At 40.2% G+C, this 19,117-nt stretch carries 14 protein-coding genes and 1 pseudogene; 5 read left to right on the top strand and 10 right to left on the bottom strand.

The genetic code is table 11. The features are described from left to right. Positions 1–37 precede the first annotated feature (37 nt). The 5 genes and pseudogenes from ACX27_RS26680 to ACX27_RS26660 form a co-directional block, all read right to left on the bottom strand. A pseudogene (locus tag ACX27_RS26680) lies at positions 38–1,320 on the bottom strand (M16 family metallopeptidase). A gap of 128 nt (positions 1,321–1,448) precedes the next feature. Continuing rightward, positions 1,449–1,994, bottom strand: coding sequence for a hypothetical protein (locus tag ACX27_RS26675; RefSeq protein WP_062296907.1), 546 nt, complete (start codon positions 1,992–1,994; stop codon positions 1,449–1,451). Positions 1,995–2,567: 573 nt separating this feature from the next. Continuing rightward, positions 2,568–4,166, bottom strand: a complete 1,599-nt coding sequence (locus tag ACX27_RS26670) for an alkaline phosphatase D family protein (RefSeq protein WP_062296905.1) — start codon at positions 4,164–4,166, stop codon at positions 2,568–2,570. Positions 4,167–4,336: 170 nt separating this feature from the next. Further along, on the bottom strand, positions 4,337–5,452 hold the full coding sequence (locus ACX27_RS26665; protein ID WP_062296903.1) for an AI-2E family transporter: 1,116 nt from the start codon (positions 5,450–5,452) through the stop codon (positions 4,337–4,339). A 347-nt stretch (positions 5,453–5,799) separates the two neighbouring features. Further along, entirely contained in the window at positions 5,800–7,242 is a 1,443-nt protein-coding gene (locus ACX27_RS26660) for a cobyrinate a,c-diamide synthase (protein WP_062296901.1), read from the bottom strand. 263 nt (positions 7,243–7,505) lie between these two features. Here ACX27_RS26660 and ACX27_RS26655 point away from each other — a divergent pair, with 263 nt between their 5' ends. After that, complete coding sequence (locus ACX27_RS26655) at positions 7,506–8,075, top strand: DUF1877 family protein (RefSeq protein WP_083468848.1); 570 nt, start codon at positions 7,506–7,508, stop codon at positions 8,073–8,075. 525 nt (positions 8,076–8,600) lie between these two features. Here the strand turns inward: ACX27_RS26655 and ACX27_RS26650 are convergent. Next, positions 8,601–9,560: an aldo/keto reductase gene (locus tag ACX27_RS26650; RefSeq protein ID WP_062296897.1), complete on the bottom strand. Its 960-nt coding sequence runs from the start codon at positions 9,558–9,560 to the stop codon at positions 8,601–8,603. Between the two features lie 80 nt (positions 9,561–9,640). Here ACX27_RS26650 and ACX27_RS26645 point away from each other — a divergent pair, with 80 nt between their 5' ends. Both ACX27_RS26645 and ACX27_RS26640 read left to right on the top strand, forming a co-directional pair. Next, positions 9,641–10,231, top strand: a complete 591-nt coding sequence (locus ACX27_RS26645) for a DUF1802 family protein (RefSeq protein WP_062296894.1) — start codon at positions 9,641–9,643, stop codon at positions 10,229–10,231. A gap of 604 nt (positions 10,232–10,835) precedes the next feature. Continuing rightward, positions 10,836–11,102 carry a hypothetical protein gene (locus ACX27_RS26640; RefSeq protein WP_062296893.1) on the top strand — a complete coding sequence of 89 codons (267 nt, stop codon included), beginning with the start codon at positions 10,836–10,838 and terminating at the stop codon, positions 11,100–11,102. Between the two features lie 70 nt (positions 11,103–11,172). Here the strand turns inward: ACX27_RS26640 and ggt are convergent, their stop codons facing one another. Next, complete coding sequence (gene ggt, locus ACX27_RS26635; RefSeq protein WP_062296891.1) at positions 11,173–12,972, bottom strand: gamma-glutamyltransferase; 1,800 nt, start codon at positions 12,970–12,972, stop codon at positions 11,173–11,175. A gap of 236 nt (positions 12,973–13,208) precedes the next feature. Here ggt and tadA point away from each other — a divergent pair, with 236 nt between their 5' ends. Then, positions 13,209–13,724, top strand: a complete 516-nt coding sequence (gene tadA / locus ACX27_RS26630; protein ID WP_200929875.1) for a tRNA adenosine(34) deaminase TadA — start codon at positions 13,209–13,211, stop codon at positions 13,722–13,724. Between the two features lie 79 nt (positions 13,725–13,803). Continuing rightward, complete coding sequence (locus ACX27_RS26625) at positions 13,804–14,574, top strand: lysophospholipid acyltransferase family protein (protein WP_062296889.1); 771 nt, start codon at positions 13,804–13,806, stop codon at positions 14,572–14,574. Here ACX27_RS26625 and ACX27_RS35020 read toward each other — a convergent pair. From ACX27_RS35020 to ACX27_RS31300, 3 genes are all read right to left on the bottom strand, one after another. Beyond that, a complete protein-coding gene (locus ACX27_RS35020; RefSeq protein WP_256364364.1) occupies positions 14,561–14,683 on the bottom strand; it encodes a hypothetical protein in 123 nt (40 codons plus the stop codon). The two genes, ACX27_RS26625 and ACX27_RS35020, sit on opposite strands and share 14 nt — an antisense overlap. A 198-nt stretch (positions 14,684–14,881) precedes the next feature. Continuing rightward, complete coding sequence (locus ACX27_RS26620) at positions 14,882–15,346, bottom strand: CYTH domain-containing protein (RefSeq protein WP_062296884.1); 465 nt, start codon at positions 15,344–15,346, stop codon at positions 14,882–14,884. Positions 15,347–15,387: 41 nt separating this feature from the next. After that, positions 15,388–18,453 carry a PAS domain S-box protein gene (locus tag ACX27_RS31300; protein WP_083468847.1) on the bottom strand — a complete coding sequence of 1,022 codons (3,066 nt, stop codon included), beginning with the start codon at positions 18,451–18,453 and terminating at the stop codon, positions 15,388–15,390. Positions 18,454–19,117: the final 664 nt, after the last annotated feature.

Genomic DNA, 19,117 nt, shown 5'->3' with positions numbered 1-19,117 from the left:
GAGGAATTTCACCACTCCCTACTTACCACTCCCTAATTTACAACGGTTTGATGACCACTACACCATAAGCGTCTGGACAGAGATATTGATTGGCGGCGAGGAGTAAATCGTTGGCTTCTTGCTGTTGAATGTGCAGGGGGTAGTTAAAGGCTGGTTCTAAATCACCGACTAATGATTGATAAAAACCATATAAGCACTGCGATCGCTTGGGGTTTCGTTACCAAAGATAAATCGGTTGGCGACACGTTTACGAACACGGGCGATTTCTTTGTCGGTGACTAACTCGGTTTGTAATCGGCGGATGTGTTGGGAGATCGCATCTTCAACAGCGGCGATGTTTTCGACTGCACATTTAGCAGAAATATAAAATGTACCTTGTAATAAGTTGCTCATATTACTAACTGCGATCGAAGATACTAATCCTCGTTCTTCTCGCAAATCTCTAACTAATCTCGATGTCCTACCATGTCCTAAAATTCCTGCTAAGACATCTAAAGCATAAGTCTGATTTAACTCCGCTAATCCAGGAACCCGCCACACCATGACTAACCGTGCTTGCTGAAGACTTTGATCGACAAATTCTCGCCGCACAATTTCTGTAAATGCCGATTCAAAAGTATAATTTGACTCTTGACTATTGACTATTAACTCTTGATTCTTACCAACCTGAGTAAATCCTTCCGTAACGCTGGCAATTAATTGTTCTACAGGTAAATTGCCCACAGCTACAGCTGTAATCATGGGCGGTTGATACCATTGAGCATGAAAATCCCGCATTTGTTGGGGTTGTAGCCCAGATATGACTGATTCTGGCCCCAACACAGGACGGCGATAGGGTAAAGTATCAAATGCCATTTCCATCGCGCGGCGAAAAGTCCGGCGATGGGGATTATCTTCAGAACGTCTTATTTCTTCTAAAACAACAGCACGCTCACGTTCAAAGGCATCATCAGGAATACTAGGATTAAATACAACATCTATTTGCAGTGGAGCCAACTCAGCAAAATCTTGGGGCGCAGTAGTTATATAGTAATGAGTATAATCTTGGCTGGTAGCAGCATTAGTCACAGCACCCCGTTCTTCAATCCGACGCTCAAACTCTCCACTGGCTAGTCGCTCAGTTCCTTTAAAAATCATATGCTCTAAAAAGTGGGCCATACCGTTAATCGCATCAGATTCTACAGCCGAACCAACTTTAATCCAGAGGTTGAGGTTGACAACATCAATGGGCATTTGTTCGGCGATGATTGTCAAGCCATTAGGCAAACGGTGTATTGTTGGGGAATTGAGACGAGGAGACTTTAATAGAGTTGAGGTCATGGGTAGTGGTGAGTGAACAGGGTTCTTACTTCTTTATCTTATCCGCCACTACAAAATATCTTTGATTGTTGCATCTAAAACAGACTGAACACACAAAGATTTTTTGAGGCTGGGTGTAAAAGTTCTTCTCAATCACCCGAATACTTGACTTCTAACACTTTGCCATCTTTGAAATAAACATTCACCACTTCCGCATTGTAACGACCATCGTTTGGGTCAAGAATGTAGTTTAGATGCTGGTCATATACAACTGGGTCAGTCTTTTCCAGCACATCCTCATTTCCACCAATGAATTCTCCTAGTGGCTGAGGAAATCTTCCGCCTTTGGGAAAACGTTGGTTAAATCTGCTTTGTACTTCTGGAATTGTCATCCCATGTTTAATGTCGGAATAAAACTGCATGAAAGGTTTGACAGGCGAGAGAGTTACAAAGTACAAAGCAAAGATGCTGAGATTGAATCCGATAAACAGCCACAATTCTTGTTTGCGCCGAGATTGTAAGTACACTGGCAAAAGTAAAATCAAGGCTAAAACAGCCATAAATAAGTAATATTGCCAAAATAAGGAAGCAGCGTATTTATAATCCAGAAAAAATCCCAGCAGAAATAAGGCTACTAAAAAAACCACCTCAACAATAAGCTCAATCTTTTTAATGTGACGCTTTATATATTTCATGTGACTGTATCTTGTATTTTTTTCTCAAAGCAATTTTCTCAGAAGCTGAAAATCTGGAGCTAGACAAACAAAGCCTGCACTTCGACAAGCTCAGTGTGACCACGCAAGCTAATTACTTGTTAATATTCAGAGGATGTTTTAAAAGTAAAAAAGCATACTTAGCTGTATAGTGTCAGCAGAAAAAATACTTAAATTTGCTCAGTCACCTGAAAAATTTTTGGCACAAAGTTAATAACAGTAGTAAATCCGAAAAAATAAGCTGCTGTACCTTTAATTTGCATATTAATATTCGCAGAGAGGAAGGAGACAGGGCGCAAGAGAGAGATTTATCCCTAATAAATCCAAATAAACGGCTTATATGAGTTGGGGTAGCCAAAAAGAAGGAGAAACTACAAGATCAAGGTAACAACACCATTGCTTAAGGTTTCCCAATGACTATGGTAGCTTGAGAAACTCCGCCAAAGTCATGGGTTTAGATGGGGTCTGTACCATTGAGACTTTTTGGTAAAAGAAAGTTTGATTTGCTTGATGTCCATTTTAAAAGATAGGTGGGCAAGCTTGCCCACTCTACAGTTAATCTTTTTCTGGTGGTAAATCTACGCTGTAAACAACTTTGCCAGCCAAATTACGCAGGGATACTGTCATCACTTTGGTATAAGCATTAATTCTGACTGCGCCGAAGAATTGCAACCCTTCACTTGGGGGTCGATTTGCTCTTGTACCAGCAGGCAGGCTTTGAAATACTAATTGTGGGCCGAAGGTATTTTCTAATTGATTTGGCCCAAATGTACCTGCATTTAGTGGCCCGGCGACGAACTCCCAGAAAGGTTTAAAGTCTTGAAACTGGGCTTTATTGGGGTCGTAGTAGTGGGCGGCGGCGTAATGGACATCAGCAGTAAACCACACCACATTCTGAATATTTCTGTTTTTGATAAACCGCAGTAAGTCTGCCAATTCTAATTCTCTGCCTAAAGCGGGGCCGTCGCCATTTGCCCAAGCTTCAAAATCAGTCGCACCATCTCTCACTATCAGTCCTAAAGGCATATCACTGGCAATAACTTTCCAAGTGGCTTTGGATGAAAGTAATTGTCGTTTTAGCCACTGCACTTGTCTTCTACTTAAAAAATCTGTTGCTGGACTTTGTTGTGGCTGATTATTGGGAGAGTTTGGCCCTCGATAGGTGCGTTCATCCAGCATGAAAATATCGAGCAATGACCCATACTCAAAGGAACGGTAAATTCTGGTTCTTTCTGGATTATCGTAATACTCAATCGGCATATATTCCAAAAATGCTTGTCTTGCCCGTTTAGCTAACAAGTTAACATCTTTGACTGTGTAGCGGTCATCGTTGAGGATTTCGCCGGGATACCAGTTATTTGTAACTTCGTGGTCGTCCCACTGCGCTAATATTGGCACTTCGGCATTGAAACGCTTAATATTTTCATCCATCAAGTTGTATTGATAGTTCCCACGAAACTCTGTTAAAGTTTCTGCAACTTTCGATTTTTCTGGTGTGGTGATGTTGCGCCAAATTGTGCCATCATCCAGCGTTACTTGAGATTGAATAGGGCCATCAGCATAAATGTTATCGCCTGAATGGATGAAAAAGTCGGGCTGGAGTTGGCGCATAGTTTCATAAATTCTCATCCCACCAAAGTCAGGATTTATACCCCATCCTTGACCTGCGGTGTCGCCTCCCCAAACAAAGCAGATATCTTTGCCATATCTAGGAGGTGTACGGAAAGAACCGCTAACTGGGGCGCTGTAAACGTTGCGATAGTTTAAATCTTGAAAAATTACCCGATAAAATATCTGTTGATTTTGGGGTAGTTTTCTGAGGTTAAGTCGGGCGGTAAAGTCGCTAGTTTCTAAAGCTACAGGCCCAGGAATGCGCCGGACATTACGAAATGATTCGCTAGTTGAATATTCTACAATCATTCTGGCGGGGCGATCGCTCCGACTCCAAATCACAACATTATTTTCACTAATGTCACCAGTAGCTACACCAAAAGGTATACCAGGACGCATTTTTTCCGCAGTAATAATAGCAGGTGCTTGACCAAAAACAGGAGATTTAGAAACAATATTTGTCCCAATAATTCCGCCTGCTGTTACTGCTGAACGTACTAAAAATTGGCGACGATTTATCTTTAATGGTTGATTAGATTCCATAAAATTCAGTTGTTTTACAGAGGTTTGTAGAAAAATAAATTAAACTATTCATGTAATGTTACAAGTAAATATTGAGTTATCTAAAAGTTAAGAAAATATTATGATATAAAGTCAAATATCCCCGAATTATGAAATAATTCGGGGATATAAAATATCTTGAGAATTGCTGGTTAACTTTTGCTGATGTAATTTTCCTGATTTACTTCCATTGGTGAAGTTTTTACGCCATCTTCATGAGTAACAATTTGTTGACTCAGTTCTCCGGCTCGCCAACTATCTGCAATATCTTTAATAAAACTAGCGATAGGAATCGCAATTAACAGACCTAAAACGCCACCTAATTTTGCCCCAATGAGCAAGGAAATTACTACCCACACTGGATTTAAACCAGTTAGATTTCCTAAAATTCTTGGTGCGACAATATTAGAATTAATTTGATCAAGGGCTACTGCGACACCTAAAACTTCCACACCTAACCAAAAGTTTTCTAAAGCAACTAATAAACTAACTATGCCAATTCCTATCCCTGTCCCAAAGGGAAATAATGAGAAAAAGCCAATAGCGATACCAAACAACAAAGCCAGGGGAATGCGGAGGAGTACAAATGCTAATGTCACCAATATAGCTAACACTGCCCCTAATGTTGCCTGACCAATAAAATAATTTTGAAAATCTTCTCGGAGTAATTGTCTAACTTTTGTGCCGATATTTTCAGGGAACCATTGATAAATTCCATCCCATAATTTTTGACCATTTAAGATTAAGTAAATAGTCAAAACGGCTGCAATTAAAATATTAACTACAACACCGATAGTATCAAATGCAAAACCCAGAATTTTGCCTGTGAAAGATTGAAATTGATTGGATAATCTTTCTAACAGTTGTAAGGCTAAACCCCGCAAATTAATCGGAATTTGTTGGGTAGCTGCCCAATTTTGAAAGGCATCTAATTGTTCTAAACTAGAATCTATCCATGAAGGCAGAATATTTGCTAGTTCGTTAAGCTGTTGCAGAATTACTGGTACTAAGGTGATACCAACACCTCCCAGAATCACCACGGCTGACAGCAAGACTCCGACAATTGCCAAGTAACGGGGTACACCGCGTTTTTGAAAGAACTGGATGGGGTAGTTTAAGACAAATGCTAGTAGGATAGCGATCGCAACTACACTCACCAAAGGTTGAAAATACTTGACAACCTGGATTAATAACCAACCGTTGAGAATGACTAGCGGAAACGCCAAGCCATAACTTAACCATCGTGGTAGTTTGTTTGCTGATTGCATGAGAGTGACTTCACCACAATTCTTTAGTTTATTGTGGCATCAGATGGCTGTGTGTGAAGGGGTTAGGGCATGTTTTCAAACTACAACCACAAAAAAATACAGACGATATTATTCTGACTGTCTTGGCGGATCTTGGTGCATCAGGGAACGTAACCCGTTTAACCCAGCCGCAATTGCTGAACCATTGTGAATAATTGTCGCGGCTAAAGGATGTAACACCGTTTCACTTTAAGTTTGATACAAATAGGCCGCAGGGGGGCTGGGAGCAGGGGGAAAGAATGAAAAACCCAATATACCTGCGGTTATGGGAACGAGGGTAATGAGATCGTGGGTATTACGCTCTTCGTTCATCTGCGGTTAATTATTCGTGTTAGTACCTCACTAGAATGAGAAACGCTATAACTTTGACATTGTTGAAGAAATCGCTGGGGAATTTCTCCATTAGAACCCCAGTGTAAATGTATGTATGAAGCGTGAAGATTGATAGGTAAATTCCAGCCTTCAAAGCCCATATTTTCATCGCAATCGTAGCGGTAAGTATCAAACAATGGTTGACGAGAGTTAGCTTTTAAAGTTGAGCGATGAAATTCATGTCCATAAACATTTGTTCCGGCATTTACTAATAAACTATCTTGTAAAGCTACGGCTCGACGATAACCTAAAGTTAAACGTTTATCCATACAAGCAGATGTGGGAATTATGCCCACCATTGGGTAAGATTTACCCTCAAAATCAATGATTTCTCTACACAAATACATCAAGCCACCACATTCAGCAATGGTCGGTATTCCTTGAATAATCGCTGTTTTTACTGCTTGCAAAACATTAATATTTTTAGTTAATTGTTGAGCAAATACTTCTGGGAAACCACCACCAAAATACATACCTTGAATATTTCGCGGTAATTCTGCATCTTCTAAAGGACTCCAAAAAACTAACTCTGCACCTAATTTTTGCAGTAAATCAAGATTGTCTTGATAATAAAAATTAAAAGCGCGATCGCACGCAACCGCAACCCTGACTACAGAAGACGATTTCCCCAAACAACCAGGGTTATTCTCTCCCTTGTCTTCCTTGTCTCCTTTGTCCCCCTTCTGTCTCAACAAAGGTAATAAACTTTGCCAGTCAAAGCAAGTATCACCTAAATCTGCTAGACGTTCTATAACTGCATCTAATTCGCTGAGTTCTGCTGTGGGAACTAAACCAAGATGGCGGTCAGGAATTGTAATATTATCTTGACGACGCAGCACACCGAGAATCGGCAATTGTAGAGATTTTAGAGCATCTTTGAGTAAAGAAAGATGGCGATCGCTCCCGACGCGATTCAGCACTAAACCAGCTATTTTAATTTTGGGGTCAAAGGTACAATAACCGTGAGCGATCGCAGCTACAGAACCCGATAACCGACTGCAATCAATTACCAACACCACAGGTAAATCGAGTAACTTTGCAATGTGCGCCGTACTAGCAAAAGTGAATGGGTGTAAAGTATTTTCTTCCCGACTCCCTATTCCATCAAACAACCCCATCACCCCTTCTACCAAAGCATATTCACTTGCTTGGCTGTGATGAGCAAAACATTGCTGAACGTAAGCTTCACTAGTCAGCACTGGGTCTAAGTTACGACAAGCAAGACCAGTTACATACCGATGAAACATTGGGTCAATATAATCTGGCCCGACCTTGAAAGATTGTACTTGACCACCACGACGACATAAAGATGCTAAAAGGGTGAGTGTGACTGTTGTCTTACCCACCCCGCTACGTTCACCTGCAATTACTAAAGCCATTGAAAAAACTACTGTGTACTATAGTTTAACTTGCGATCGTACTTATTAGAATTGAATATTAACCAATTTCAAAATTATTTTATGGGAATAACAGGTGAAATAAAACAAATTTCTTCATCAACTTTGGATTTATTTATCAAAGATCCATATCTTGTAGATGCGTTTTTTTGATGCTAAATGGTTACCAGAATCCCCTTATTGGCAAAGAGAGCTTTATTCGACAGGAGAATATGCTGAAGTAGCAAAACAAAAATGCTAGAGCAATATTTGGTAATCTACCTGTTGGTAGAAGCAAACAGTGGAAAAATACTTATGATTGGCAAGCCTTAGAGGAATTGTTTCTTTCTGAGTGGGAAAACCCCGAATTAGATTTACATAAATCTTGGCGAGAAATAACATTTTTATTAGCTGGTTATATTTCTGCTTATTACAACACACCTCAAGGCAAAATTCCTGAATTAATAGTTGAAAAAGGATACAAAAAAGATTTTTTGCCATTTCTAGTAATTAAAAATTCCCAGTGGGATGGAAAGCCTTTAATTAACGCCTTTGGTGCTGGTAAAGATATTGGTTATGAAACAGGATATGGGCCAGTTAGATATCTACAAGCAGGCAATGAAGTTGGGCAAATTCTGGATGGTTTATTAGAACTTTCTCAAGAAGGGTTGGAAAATCGTTTTATAAAAGAGTCGCAGAAGCCAAACCCTGTACCTTGGATTGACTGGTCAGACGAAGAAATGATTGATTACATGACAGATTACTACAATGAAATAGTTGATTACTATGAAACTGCTGTTAAAGAGCAAAAAGCACTGCTACTCTATTTAACTTAGATTGCCAATTGAAAATTATAGCTAAAAACATCAAAACCTGGTCAACGATGACCAGGTTATTGGGAATTCACAGGTTTCAAATTTTTTAAAATTAGCTAAAGAATTGAGAGAGTAAACAACTAAGGTGGACTTAATAACTAGCAACTTCAGCAATCTTTGTTTTTCCGCTTTGGGATTTGGCTCTGCCTTTTGTGTGCTTGGGCTTTCACCACATTTAATTAGGGCTTGCTGAAAATTTGCTTGGGCTACAGACGGGAGACATCAGAGTCATTTGCCCTTTTGGTTTGGTTTGAATCTGTTTGATGTCTTGTTATTCAATTTAGCACTTACCTAAGAAATAGCAACTAGTAGTTTACTAAAGTTGACATTTTGTTTATTTTTGCAATCTTTGTTGTTATTTTGCAGGACTTACGCACCAAAATTTTCTGTGGTGATTGGGTGTAAGGGTGAAAGGGTATGGGGTGTAAGGGTTTTGAATAACTACACCCTGACACCCTTCTTTCAAACCTTAACTATCAACTCAGCTTACCAATTCCACATAACTGGGTTGTCATCTAAATGATCGGTGACAATTCGCCCAATAGAATCGATTTCGGCAATTTCTTCAGGGGTAAGTTGAACATTGGCGGCTTTGGCGTTGTCTTGTGCTTGTTCGGGATAACGTGCGCCTGCGATCGCATTGGCTTGGGGTTGGGCAATTAACCAAGCTAAGGCTAACTGTGCCAAGGTACAATGATGGTGTTCGGCTATGGGGCGGAGTTTATCTATAGCTTGTTGAGCGTGTTCAAAGTTTTCGCCTTGAAATAATTTATTTTTGGCGCGGTTGTCTTCTGGGGCGAATTTTTGGCCGCGAGTAAATTTACCTGTTAATAATCCTTGGGCTAAGGGTGAATAAGCCAAGATAGAAATTTGATTTTCGATACAATAGGGCATAGCATCGTTTTCCACCGCCCGCCAAAATAGGGAATATGGGGGTTGCAAACTATCGATTCGTCCATATTGTGATGCTTCTGCCAATTGTGCGCCAGAAAAGTTAGAAACCCCAATTGCTCTAATTTTTCCTTGCTGTTTTAGCTCATTTAAAGCCTTCATCGTTTCTGTGATGGGGACTATTTCGCTATTAAAGGCACCCGCAGGCCAATGAATTTGATAAAGGTCGATATGATCGGTTTTGAGGTTTTTTAAAGAGCGATCGCAAGCCTCAATCACTTGATCGTACTTGAGATGGTTGGCAAAAACTTTTGTGGCATACTGTACTTGGTCGCGCACATCTGATAAAGCTTCGGCTACAATGCGCTCAGAATGACCTTCACCATAAACTTCTGCTGTGTCAACAGTTGTGATGCCGGCTTCAAAGGCGGCGCGAATGGCTTTAATGGAGTCAGCGTCTTCAATTCCCACCCACATCTTTTTGCCAGCTTGCCAAGTTCCAATAATGATGGGTGTGATTTCTACGGCAGATGTACCTAATTTTCGCTTTTCCATAATGGTTGTCTCATTACATTTCCCCGGATAGTTTCATACTTTAACGGTCTTAGCGTGAAATTAAATCAGAGTTACAGCAGATGCCGATGAATTTAACTTCGAGTTTATACGCTCTCAAAGAATGGTCTGTGGCGATTAATGCTTTGGAAACTGCCAAAACCATCATGTTACTGCGTAAAGGTGGCATTCATGAGCAGAATGGACGTTTTCAAGTTGCTCATGAGCAGGTTTTACTTTACCCAACTTTTGAACATCAACAGCCGTTTCTGCTAAAATCAGAATATGCAAATCTCGTCTGTCCAGTAACTCCTGGTTGGCATCCAGAAACAATTCGTATTGGCAGTTGGGCAGAGATTACAGATATTTTGCCGATTAGTGAGGAGTCTACTGTTAACGCTTTACTCCCGTTTCATATCTGGAATGAGTATTTTATTAGCGATCGCTTAAAATGGAAACCACGTCAGCCGTTGTATGTTCTGCTGTTACGCACTTATAAACTGCCCAAAGTCCAAGAAATTCCCTATCTGCCAAAATATGGTGGTTGCAAGTCCTGGATTGATTTAGCGCAACCAATTGGCATCGCACATGCAACACCTGTTTTATCTGATGCTGACTACTCAGAAATAGTTAACGAAATTCGCACGATTATTAGTGATTTTATCAAGTGCTGAGGTTAGGGGCTAGGAAGACAAGGTAGACAAGGTAGAAATATTTCTACCTTGTCTACCACCTCAACCTTGTCTAACCCAACTCCCTGCATAACTATCTTTGATGGTAACTGAATATCAGCACTGATAACTAAATCTTACTTGTGTAACTAGTAAAACAAATGATTGATTATTCAGCTATTTAGCAAAATAGTAACTCTTGTTACACACACTAACAGCAACCACAGATAACATGAGAAAAATCTTGCCCTCATAACCAGCAAAGTATCGCAGAGAAGCGTTATGTTTTTACGCCTATAAGCGATGTTGCATCATTATTCAGTCATGGAGCCAAAAATATTGAGCTATTATCAGCTTTTTCCTACAAAATTCGCAATATCTGACACTTTTTGCAAGTATCAAATGTTGGGGATGGAGTAATTTTGTCTTGCTGTATCTTCAAAAATGGTCTAGCGAATCTATCTGATGGCTTACGTAATTTTACTAAACCAATTTGTAGGTATATGGACACATACTAGGGGAATTAAAAATTATCCCAGAAGATTGATGCAGTGCTTGACAAAAGTCTGCGATTATGCAATTTTAGCTAAACACTAAGGAGTTTGCCATGAATCGACAAATGTGCTGGTTATCTAAGTCTAGTGGCGACGGTGAGAAGGTTTTGTATTTGCAAGTAGAGGCTAATAAAGGTTGGCGGCCTTACACAGCATATCCGCAATTTGCAGTGCCAGATTATCAAATTCCTGGCGGTTCTAAGGGTTGGGCAACTTATCAAAGACTGCTGAAGGCGGGTTGGACATTAGTATCCACTGCGAGAGCGAATGAATTTAGCACTCAAGTAGAATACTCAGAATCAATGGTGCAGAATCAATAGTTGCAGTTAGTGTTTCAGAATTTTAACTATCTCGAAAAACGGCAGTGTTGCGTTATTTTGTAATGACTGTCTACCAGCCTCTAGGCGAACCTTCACCGCGAGGATCGGCGGCTGCTTCTAGGCTGCCATCTGCTTGAGTGGCGATCGCGTTAACATTACCCCAAGGAGTTTTTTCTTCCTTGATATTGTGTCCACGGCGGCGTAAGTCTTGCAGAGTTAAAGCATCCAAACCCCAAGGTTCGACCCGCAACTCATCAGGAAGCCACTGATCATGTATGCGTGGGACGGAGACAGCTGCACCAACGTCCATATTGTATGCCAGCACATTGAGAATTACTTGTAACACCTGAGTGATGATTGTGCTGCCACCAGGGGCCCCCACTGCCATTCGGAGGTGATTATTTTCTGTGACTATTGTTGGAGTCATACTCGACAATGGTGTTTTTCGGGGTGCGATCGCATTTGCTGAGTTGCCAATTAAACCAAAGGCGTTAGGTACTCCTGGCGCAATCGCAAAATCATCCATCTCGTTATTGAGTAAAATTCCTGTACCTGGGGTGACTACACCAGCGCCAAAACCAAGATTAATTGTAAAAGTCAAACTCACAGCGTTGCGTTGTTCATCCACAACGCAAAGATGGCTGGTTTCTGAAGATTCGTAGCGTGTGGTTTGCAATCTCAATAATTTGTTGGGTAGAGGGACAATTTGATTGCTAACAGGGCCAAAACGTTTGAGGATTTCTGGTGCTACTGGTTTGATTTCTGATGCAGGTTTCGCCACATCCATATTGATTTGTTGACGACGCTGTTGAGCGTAAGCTGGGTTAATCAGGGCTTGTACAGGTACTTTGACAAAATCAGGATCACCTAAATATTGCGAGCGATCGGCGTAGGCTATCTTCATCGCTTCCGCCATTAAATGTAAACTGTTAGGATGGTGCCATCCCCAAGCTTTTAAATCATCGTCACCGATAATGTTTAAAATCTGCAATAGATGAACGCCGCCTGATGATGGTGGTGGCATAGAACAAACTTTAGCTTGGCGAAAACTACCGCAAAGAGGAGTTCGCCAGATTGGTTTGTATGCCTTGAGGTCGTCTAAATTAATTAAACCACTATTTTTTGCCATATCTGAGGCGATCGCACGGGCAATCTTGCCAGTATAAAAACTTTGGGGATCGTCGGCAATAGTTTCTAAGGTGTGTGCTAAGTCCCGTTGCACTAATCTTTCTCCAGGCTGATAAAATTCGCCGTTGCGGGTAAATATGCGTCTAGCGGCGGAATTCTGGAGAATTACTGGTTTGCGATTTTCGTAAGTTTGAATGGAACGCCAAGTTAGTTGTTTACTTAGGATAAAGCCATTTTTCGCCAGAGCGATCGCAGGTTTGACAACTTCCTTCCACGGCAACTTACCATAACGGCGATGCACCTCATACATCCCCGCCACCGTTCCTGGTGTCGCCACCGCCAAATAACCATTCACACTTGCATTCGGACGCACCTTTCCTTGTTCATCCAAATACATATTTCTGGTAGCTTTGATGGGTGCGCGTTCACGAAAATCCAAAGCTTTCATCTCGCCAGTTTTCTCAGAATGCAGCAGCAAAAACCCCCCGCCACCAATTCCCGCCGAAAAAGGTTCAACTACAGATATGGCAAAAGTTGTGGCGACGGCTGCATCTACCGCATTCCCTCCCTGACGTAACATCAAAAGTCCCGCCTCACTAGCCAGGGGATGTGCAGATACTACCATCCCCTTTTTGCTGCGTAGCGGTAAAGTGGTAGTGGCTGCTGCAACTTGGCTGTAACAGATAACGCCAAGGGAAAAGACAGTAAATACAACCTGTTTGGGTTTAGCAAAGATTTGCATTTTGACACTGTTGTATATTGCTATGTCTTAGCCTATCGCTTGATGATGAATTTTGTTTCGCGCACAGACGCAAAGCGTATACAAGGTTGACTGTGAAAAAGTTATTTAGCGCGATTAATGCGGCGTGCTACGCCTAAGCACCCCATCAAGAGTGATTTTGAAAAATAGCCTAAAATTAGTAAGTCTTAACCAACAAAAAGCGGCCGCATTCATTAAACCATCAAACTAGATTTGATATGTCTATCGAATATCCAGAATATTGGACACATCGTCAATGGATGAGTCGGGCTTTAGAAATCGCCCAAGCCGCAGGAGAGGCGGGTGAAATTCCAGTCGGCGCTGTCATCGTCGATGGTAGAGGAAATTTGATTGCTGAAGGTGAAAATCGCAAAGAACGAGACAAAGACCCAACAGCCCACGCGGAAATTGTAGCGATTAAAGCAGCATCGCAAATTTTACATAGCTGGCGACTGTATGAATGTACATTATACGTAACTTTAGAACCTTGTCCGATGTGTGCAGGTGCGATCGTACAATCACGGTTGGGGACGCTTGTATATGGAGTGGACGATACTAAAACTGGCGCAATTCGGACTGTGCTGAATATTCCCGATAGTGCTGCTTCTAATCATCGTCTGCAAGTCCTGGGAGGTATTCTAGAATCAGCTTGTCGTCAACATTTACAAGCTTGGTTTGCCACTCGCAGACTTCAACAAAAAACTACAGACAGCAAGAAAACTGTCCAATCATAACCACACAATCTATAAAAGAGAATTTACGGTTTAATTAATCACTACTTAATAAACCTCTGGGCAATTCGCAGCTACCGATATGATAAAACTTGACTTCTCCCAAGATACGCAACAGCTAAAGCCAACATCACAGAAATCATTAAATCATCAGGTGGCTGATACTACCTCACAGGTTTCTCCTTTGTTAGGGCCGATAGCGTATCATTTGGGACGACATCTGCTGTTACCTTTGTTCTTTGGCAGAATTACCATCACCGGACAACACAATGTTCCCACAACAGGCCCGATTATCTTAGCTCCCACCCACCGATCGCGTTGGGATGCGTTAATTGTTCCTTACGCTACGTCTCTGATTACTGGCGCAGATTTGCGCTTTATGGTGACTATCACTGAATGCCAAGGTGTACAAGGCTGGTTTGTACGTCGTTTAGGTGGGTTCCCTGTAGATCCACAACATCCGACAATTTCCACCTTACGACATGGAGTTTCTTTACTAGAACAGCGAAAAACTTTGGTCATCTTTCCCGAAGGTGGCATTTTCCGCGATGGTAAAGTTCATACTTTAAAACCAGGAATTGCCCGCTTGTCTTTGACTGCCGAAATGAATCACCCAGGGCTAGGAGTCAAAATTGTTCCCATGAGTATCAATTACAGTGAACCCTATCCTAACTGGGGAACGGATGTGCATATTAACATCGGCAACCCAATTAATGTTGCAGAATATACTAACGGTTTAGTTAAGCAAAATGCAAAACGTATGACAGATGAGTTAGCTAAGGCGCTGCAAAGCTTAAATCATCAAGAAGCAGAAGTGACTAATGGTCAATGGTCAATGGTCAATGGTCAATAGTTCTATATAAACCAATACAATGTTTGTACCCTGTTACTTGTTTTAAGTGCGATCGCCTAAATTTACCAAATAGTTTGAGTGCGATCGCCACAGCTATTTCCTGATTCAACAGATAACTTAATTTTACATTTTATTCTTGATCATACTAAAACATCTTCAAATTAGATGAAAGTGCTTTTGACTAGAAATTTTAAAGACTTTGGTACGAAAGAGACTCAGCAAATAATTGAATGCAGTAGGAATACAAAAATATATCGCCAGCACTAAAGCTTTTTTGGGTAGTTGCAATTCACTGAATGATTTTGCATTACCATTTTGAAAAGGGAAATTTAGCTAAATTACTGTTGAAGTATCGCCCATCAGTAGAAACTTCTTCACCAATCCATTCTGGTATTTCAATTTGTTGTTGTTCATCAGTTAATTCAACTTCAGCCAAGATTAATCCTTTATTATCGCCATTAAATTCATCAATTTCCCAAATTAACCCGTTTAATTCTACTTTGTATCGCACCTTTTCAATTAACGGGCGATCGCATAATGTATCTAACATTTCCTGAGCGTCTGCTAGAGGAATTTCGTATTCAAATTCAGACCGAGAACAATTTACACTCGGACTTTTAATTGTCAAATAACCCTGGTTGTTCGCAATCCTTACTCTGACTGTAACTGAGTTTTTAGTAGCAATATATCCTTGTCGATACACACTACCTTTACCTAGTGTTCTCCAAGCATCTCCCTTAACTAAAAATTTCCGTTCTATTTCTTTAGCCATCTGATTAATTAAGTAATGGGTACTGGTAATATCTAAAAAATCTAATTTTCGTCTCTCAGGATATGCTGTAAACTGTTCAATAAGTCTTGGGCTGTAAAAGGTTTCGGCAAAACTAATTGAACATTAGCATTGACAACTTCGCTCAAGCCTTCATGGGGATTAAAACCACTGCAAGCAATGATTTTCACTTGCGGATTCATTTTTTGCAGGGTGCGAATGGCTGTCAGTCCGTCCATTTCAGGCATAATCATATCCATCAGTACGGCTTTGACTTGATGCTTGTATTGGGCATAAAGTGCGATCGCTTCAATACCATTACTCGCAGTCAGAACTTGATAATTGTAGTTTTCTAAGACGATGGTAGCAATCTCTAGAATTTTTGCTTCATCATCAACCACTAAAATTAATTCTCCTTTTCCTAAAGATACTGCTGGATTCTCGCTTCTCGTTCTTTGACAGCCTTCGACTGCTGGTAAGAACAGTTGAAATTTAGTTCCTTTGCCAACTTTGCTAGAAACATTAATAAAACCACCATGACTTTTAATAATCCCTAGCACTGTCGAAAGACCTAAACCTGTGCCTATACCAATTTCTTTGGTAGTAAAAAACGGCTCGAATATTCTATTTAGTACTTCTGGCGGCATTCCCATACCATTATCAGCTATGGTTAACTCGATATAATTTCCGGCTTGAGCATCCAGATTCATCTGGGCGTAGGCTTGATCAATTAATCTGTTTTCGGCAGAAATTTCGATTTTACCGCCATCTGGCAGGGCATCACGGGCATTGACAACCAAATTCATCAGCACTTGATGTAACTGGGTAACATCTCCAGAAACAGCCCACAAATTTTCAGGAATAGCGATCGCAAATTCGATGGATTTGGGAAATGTTTGTTTGACAATCAACAGCATTTCCGAAATTAAGTGTTTAATGGAAATAATGGTGCGATCGCCTTTAAATCCCCGCGCAAAAGATAATACTTGTTTTACCAAATCTGCGCCACGTTTGGCATTATTTTCAATGATTGTCATTAATTGATGATAACGCTCTGTGTCTTGGGGAAATTTCAATTGTAATAGTTGAGATGCTGCCAAAATTGGGGTCAAAATGTTGTTCAAGTCATGGGCAATCCCACCAGCTAGAGTCCCCAGGCTTTCTAATCTTTGCGTGCGAAAAAACTGTTCTTCTAATTGTTTTCTTTGGGTGATATCTGTATCAACAATCAAGATAGATTGGGGCTGTCCTGCACTGTCTTGCATCAGTGTCCAGCGACTTTCGACAATAATTTCTTTGCCGGATTTAGTAACTTTATGTAATTCACCTTGCCAAGTACCCGTATTCATTACTTGTTCTATTGCTATGGGAATTTTGGCTGAAGGTTTTTTAAATAAAAGTTCATTAGCGTTTTGGTTGACTGCTTCTTGTGGTGGCCAACCATACAGACGTTCCGCACCTTGATTCCAAAAAAGAATCTGATTTTGCAAATCTCGCACCACAATGGCATTGGTAACAACATCCAACAAAGCGGCTTGTTCTTGAATTTGCTGTTCAGCCTGTTTGCGCTCACTGATATCTGTGGTTGTTCCAGTTAGTCGGCTGGGCTGGTTGTTTTCGTCGTAGTACAATTGACCTGTAGAATTCAACCAGTGAATACTGCCATCAGGCCAAACAGTCCGATATTCCAAGATAAATTTCACACCTTGTTGAAGAGTAGCAGTCACAGCTTGAGTAAAAGTTTGCCGATCTTCTGGATGCAGTAACTCCAAAAACTCTGTTGTTGTCGGACATAATGTCCCACTGGGTAAACCATAAAGTGACCCCATATTAGCAGACCAAAGAGTTTCATTCGTCGGAATCTTCCACTCCCAAATGCCCATGTGCGCCGCTTCTAAAGCTACACTGAGTCTGGCTTCACTCTCACGCAATGATTCTTCTATATGCTTGTGTTCAGTGATATCTTCCACAATGCCAGCGTAATAACAAACATTTCCCTGTTGATCCAGCATTGTAAAAGTGCGATCCCAAACCCAACGCATCAAGCCATCAGGACGTAGAATGCGATATTCAATTTCGGTTGCTTCTCCAGCAAAATGTTGTGTCATCATTTGATCAACGCGATCGCGATCGTCTGGATGTACCGCATCCATCCACGATAGAGGCTTTTCTTGCAAACTCTGGCGAGAACGACCCCAGATTTTTTCATAAGCTGGATTAATATACAAAAATTGCCTGGTTTGGGGGTCTTTCCACCAAATCAAAGCTTGGATATTTTCAGCAAAATACTGAAATTTCGCTTCACTTGCCTGTAATGCTGCTTCTTTTTGTTCGTAATCCAGCTTCTCTCTATTTTGCCAAGCTACTTCAGCTTTTTGGTACTCCGAGATTTTTTGCTGCAACCGCTTGTTTTCTGCCACGAGTTTTTCTAACTCATTCTGAGTTTGGTGCAGTTTTTCTTCTACCATCTGAAGTTTTTTTCGAGTTTGTTGAAATTCTTGATGCGTCGAAGTAAATGTCTGTGATTTAGATTTGATTCCTTGCTGGAGACGATGGTGAATAGAACAACTTATGCAACTAATTTGGCGGTAATTATTTTGTAGTTGCTGTAAAGCTGTTTTGATACCTAGTATTGTATTGCGGTTAAAAGCTTGGATTAAAACACTAGCATTAACAATTCCCTTTAATCGGCCTTGAGAATCTACAATGGGCAGATAGCTAATTTGATAGTGATGCAATAGAGACCAAGCCGTAAATATATCTGTTGCATAACTTTCTTTGAGAGTAATCAAGGCTGTCACCATTACCTCAGACACCTTGATTTGGGTGAGATCAACTCCCGATGCAATAATATTTACTACATCTTTTGCTGTAATTATTCCTAATAAATATCCACATTCTACGACTAAGATGCAACTATTTTCTTGCTGATTCCAGATATCAGGCTGTAAATATCTATTTAAGTCAATCAGAGAATGATTCTGAGCTTTTTTCTGACTCATCAAGATAATAGCATCGACTAGATAACTATCAGGACTAATCATTAAAGGAGAAGGATTAATCAGATAATCTAAAGTCGGCAAATTAATTAGCTGATCTTGTAGTCGCATAGTTAATTTGTTTATTAAATGTATGTTCTTAACCTGAAAGCAAGTTAGAGAATGTAATCTATAGCAAATCAGTGTGAAGTATCATTGATTAAAATTTAATAGAGTATTGTGCAAATTTAACCGCAAAATGGCATTTTTTTTCTTAAATTCAGTCTAAATTTAGATTACAGAGTCAATGGATCTTCAGTGCTAGACTTTTTATCCAATTTGGTGGTAGTCAAACTCATTTTATTGTCAAATGCTGATGAGATGATCTATTGATTCAAAAAATAAATCGTATTAATTCTGGTTTTAAAAATGCTTTGATAACTTATAAATGTAGCTTTTTATTCTCTAGTGCAAATTACTAAACTTATCAATAGCAAGAGTTTCAAAAAATTTTATTCTTAAAATGTCAGTAATTAAGTTATAAAAGCTACACATCATATTATGTAATAAATCTATAGAAAATATAAGTTTTTTTTTACTTACTGCTTAATTAGAAAAAAATCAAGCCGTTTTGATAGATTTTGAAAATTAAATTGCCAAAATGGCACTTCATATCGTGTCTGGTAAAAGAATTATCATCAAGACCGTAGGAGGCAGAGGAAGGAAGAGTTTTATCTTTCTGCACAGATATGCTGAATCATAACTGATTGACCGGACGTGATATCAAAAGCCAGAT

This window comes from Nostoc piscinale CENA21 (assembly GCF_001298445.1).
GTDB classification, from domain to species: Bacteria; Cyanobacteriota; Cyanobacteriia; order Cyanobacteriales; family Nostocaceae; genus Nostoc_B; species Nostoc_B piscinale_A.
The sequence above is the reverse complement of the archived record's forward strand: the minus strand, read 5'-3'. Positions and strand labels throughout refer to the sequence as shown.